Here is a 2,586-nt window from a genome sequence, read left to right as displayed (position 1 = left end):
GGCAAGGCCGCCTGGCGGGGCCTGGACGCCCTCCTCACCCCCATCCGCCAGGGCCCGGACGGCGCCTTCGAGACCAGCGTTCTGCTCGACGAGGCCAGCGCCCTGCGGGAGATCGGCAAACTCACGGCCGACTACCCGCTGCAGGTCGAGACCTTCGGCATGGTCTACGGCACCCAGTCCTCCGTCGTCGAGGACGTCATCCACGACGCGATCCCGCTGCCGCTGCTGGCCCTCCACCAGGACAGCGAGGCCCACCAGCTCCTCCTGGACGTCGCCGAGCAGGCGGAACAGCTCGCGAAGGCCGTCAATAACCTTTCCGCCGACCTGCGCCGGGCCGCCGGGACCGACCCCATCCCCTGGGACAAGGGCCAGCGCCCCGGCGACCTCCTCCTGCACACCCTCGACCCCCTGGTGCGGCGCCTGCTCGCCGGCGTCCGCGACGCCGGAACCGACGAAGACGTCCTGGAGCGGGGCAGGCTCGCCTGGGAGGAACTGGCCCACCGCCTGGCACGGGAGGCGGCGAACGAGCTCCTGCTGGCCGCCCCTGCCAGCACCTTCGCGGGCCGCATCGTCGGCCCGGCAAGCAAGTCGGGCAAACCGCAGACCTACAGGCTCGGCACCGCTGGCGCGAACTTCCGGCGCCAGGTCAACGAGATTCTCCCCCGTTACGCCGACGCCGTTCGGGAAGCGGCCGCCGCCCGCGAGGCCGAGACCGGACCCGCCCTCGAACCCGACCCCGATCCCGATTCCGGAGCGGACCTTGACTACTGAGCACACCACCGCCGCCAAGCGGTGCCGGTACTGGGACCGGTTCACCGCCCACGACCACACCTGGCGCATCGACCCGCGTACCGAGCAGCCGCGCCGACCGCCCGGCGAGGACCTCGCGGCCCTGCGCTCCGGCCTCGGGCGCCCCGTCATGGACAGCCCCAAGATGTGTGCGTTCTACAGCTGCGAGGTCAACGACGTCCTGGCGTTGCGCGACGAGGTCTCCGACGAGCAGAAGGCCGAGCACGCCGCCCTCGCCCTCTACGGCCTGCACCAGCAGAGCCAGTCCACGCCTATGCACCGCCGAGGAGTCAAGCTCGGCGAGGCCCTGCGAGCCCTGCGCCGCAGCGGCAAGTTCAGCGAGGAGGCACTCGACACCCGCGTCGCCCAGCTCGCGGGCGCCACCAGCGTGTCCGCGCTGCTGGTGCATCTGCGCGGCCTGGTCACCCAGCTGCGGACCGTCGGGCAGCCGCTGGACTACAACCACCTGATGGCCGACATCCAGGCCTGGCACCACACCGACCGGCGCCCGCAGGTCCGCCTCAAGTGGGCCATCGGCTATCAGGCCTGGAAGGACAAGGGCAAGGACAAGGACAAGGACAAGGGCGCCGCCGGTAGCTGACCGAGCCGGCGGGCAACCGCAGCCCCGGCACACCCGCCACCACCGGCACCACCACCTTCGAGGAGAAGCGCATGACCGACCGCCTCTACATCGACGTGCACATCCTGCAGACCGTCCCGCCGGCGAACCTCAACCGGGACGACAACGGCAACCCGAAGGAGGCCTACTTCGGCGGCAAGCGACGCTCCCGCGTCTCCTCCCAGGCCTGGAAGCGCGCCACCCGGATCCACTTCACCGAGAGCCGCGACCCGCAGGACCTCGCCACCCGCACCAAGCGGATCGCCTCCCAGCTCGCCAAGGGCATCGCCGAGCGCAGCGGCATCGCGGCCGAAGACGCGCAGCGGATCGCCGATGCGCTGATCAAGTCGACCGGAATCTCCGCGGGCAAGAAGGCGGGCGACACCGCCTACCTGCTCTTCTACGGGCGCCGCCAGCTGGACGCCATCGTCGCCCTGGTCGCCGACAATGCCACCGACCTCGCCGCCCTCGACGCCAAGGCCCTTGAGGAGGCCGTCAAGACCCTGCCGGTCAAGGAGCAGCTGCAGACCGGCCACCCGGCCGACGTGGCGTTGTTCGGCCGCATGGTCGCCGACATCCCCGGACTCAATGTCGACGCCGCCACCCAGGTCGCGCACGCGATCTCCACCCACGCCGCCGAGCTCGAATTTGACTACTACACGGCTGTCGACGACGAGAACAGCGAGGACGAGACCGGCGCCGGCATGATCGGCACCATCGGCTTCAACTCCGCGACCCTCTATCGCTACGCGACCGTCGGCCTGCACCAGCTGCGGGAGAACCTCGGCGACGACAAGGCCGCCGTCGACGCCGTCGACCTGTTCGTCGACTCCTTCGCCCGTTCCATGCCCACCGGTTACGGCAACTCCTTCGCCCACCGCACCCGCCCGAGCCTGGTGGCCGTCGTCGTGCGCGCCGACCAGCCAGTCAACCTCGTATCCGCGTACGAGAACCCCGTCCCGGCGAGCCAGGGCATCGTCGCCGAGTCCGCGCGCCGCCTCGCGGCGGAGTTCGCCAACGCCACCGAGCAGTGGGGCGACACCCCGCTGTACGTCGGCATCTGCCACACCCTCGGCGCCGACACGGAGGAGACCGGGGGGAAGCTGCTGGAGGCCTTCGGTGCGAACCGCACCTTCCCCGACCTGCGCGAGGGCCTGCGCACCGTGCTCATCGAGGGG

General features: G+C 71.0%; 3 protein-coding genes. All 3 read left to right on the top strand.

All coding sequences use genetic code 11. The features are described 5' to 3' along the window. On the top strand, positions 1 to 771 hold a 771-nt coding region (locus ACIQOV_RS36775), incomplete at its 5' end, for a type I-E CRISPR-associated protein Cse1/CasA (RefSeq protein ID WP_401055146.1). After that, the gene (casB, locus tag ACIQOV_RS36770; protein ID WP_401055145.1) at positions 761 to 1,390 is read left to right on the top strand and encodes a type I-E CRISPR-associated protein Cse2/CasB; all 630 of its coding nucleotides are present in this window, start codon (positions 761 to 763) and stop codon (positions 1,388 to 1,390) included. The genes ACIQOV_RS36775 and casB, both read left to right, overlap by 11 nt. Before the next feature lie 71 nt (positions 1,391 to 1,461). Next, positions 1,462 to 2,586: type I-E CRISPR-associated protein Cas7/Cse4/CasC (gene cas7e, locus ACIQOV_RS36765; protein ID WP_401055144.1), on the top strand; the 1,125-nt coding region annotated here is incomplete at its 3' end.

This window comes from Kitasatospora sp. NPDC091257 (assembly GCF_044757675.1).
Taxonomy (GTDB): domain Bacteria; phylum Actinomycetota; class Actinomycetes; order Streptomycetales; family Streptomycetaceae; genus Kitasatospora; species Kitasatospora lactacystinica.
The sequence above is the reverse complement of the archived record's forward strand: the minus strand, read 5'-3'. Positions and strand labels throughout refer to the sequence as shown.